Raw genomic sequence first — 1356 nt, forward strand, 5'->3', positions numbered from 1 at the left:
AGGTCGCCCGCCTCGAGTGGGAGGCCTTCCGCGACTCGGAGTTGGGTGTCAAATACCCCAGTGCAGCACAGGCTTTCGACCGGGCGTGGGACCGTTTCATCCCCTTCTTGGCGTTCCCACCCGAACTGCGCAAGGTCATTTACACCACGAACTCGATCGAGTCGCTGAACTATCAGTTACGTAAGGTCATCAAGAACCGCGGCCATTTCCCGAATGACGTCGCGGTCCGCAAGCTGCTGTGGCTGGCGATCTGCGACATCGAGGACAAACGCGCCCGGCAACGCGAGAAGGAACGCGGCAAGCCCGCCGCCACCCGCAAAGCCCCCGGACGACTCGTCGAGGGACAGGTCGTGACGAACTGGAAACAGGCCCTCGGCCAACTCGCCCTGGCCTACCCCGACCGCATCGAACCCCACCTCACCTAGACCGCAACAGCAAGCACACAAAAATCAGGAGTCACGTTCTTACACAAACATCTTGACAAGCTCGAAGCCGTCCATCGTCACCACCTTGATCCGGTCACGAAATGCAGGATCGCGTGCGGTCAGCCAATCCTTCAACGCCGCCTTGGAGCGGCCGGCGACCATGTCCAGCAAGCGTGCCGGCCCGGTACCGTCCACGATCGGTGTCAGGTCGACGAGCACGGTCACGAAACTCGAATCCCCCTTGCCGCGAACGTGTTTCCACTTGTGCTCATCGACCCCAAGGACCCGCACACCGTCCAGGCGGGCTGGCGCGGACGCCAACGAGCGGGCCGCGTCCAGCGCAAGGGTGTTCACGGTGTTCCAACCCAACCCGACCGCCGCGGCGACCGCCTTGACCGACATCTTGTCGACGATCATCGCCCGCAGAATCCAGGTCGTGGTGCGCCGGGTGACCTGTGCCCGCGGCGCCACGATCGTCGAGATGTCGGCACGAAAGATCGTGGTGGGACAGTCCGGGTTGTCGCACAGATAGCGCGGCACCGCGATATGCAGCCGAGTCGGATGCCCCACGATCGGCAGATCAGCAACCTCACGATCGATGTGGTCACGCAGCCGACCCGGCCGCCCGCATCCGGGACATGTGTTCGTCGGTTCCAGGACCTCGCAGAACACGTGGGTGCGGTCCTCGCCGTCGAGGGCGGCATCGGTGATCGTCACCCCGAGCTCGATGGTGCGGCAAATGGTGTCGGCAATAGCGCTACGCTGCAACATGGGTCCTGTCGGTGTCGGGCTGATGGTGTGAGAACTTTCATCCTCACACCGCAGGACCCGCCTACACCTCCAGCGACACCGCCCATCACCCCGCGACCTTGATCACCTACATCTAGTGGTCACGAGAACCCGTTCTACGCACCGTCGTTCCGGAAGAGCC

1 protein-coding gene and 1 pseudogene are annotated in these 1356 nt (G+C 63.2%); one reads left to right on the forward strand and one right to left on the reverse strand.

Annotation, left to right across the window (positions count from 1 at the left end; translation table 11 throughout):
- Nucleotides 1–425 (forward strand): transposase (locus A5777_RS21480; protein ID WP_197502356.1); only part of this gene is annotated, 425 nt, incomplete at its 5' end.
- Between the two features lie 63 nt (nt 426–488).
- Here the strand turns inward: A5777_RS21480 and A5777_RS21485 are convergent.
- Nucleotides 489–1196: pseudogene (locus A5777_RS21485) on the reverse strand (transposase family protein); the annotation flags it as partial.
- Nucleotides 1197–1356 lie beyond the last annotated feature (160 nt).

It is taken from the genome of Gordonia sp. 852002-10350_SCH5691597 (assembly GCF_001665715.1).
GTDB classification, from domain to species: domain Bacteria; phylum Actinomycetota; class Actinomycetes; order Mycobacteriales; family Mycobacteriaceae; genus Gordonia; species Gordonia sputi.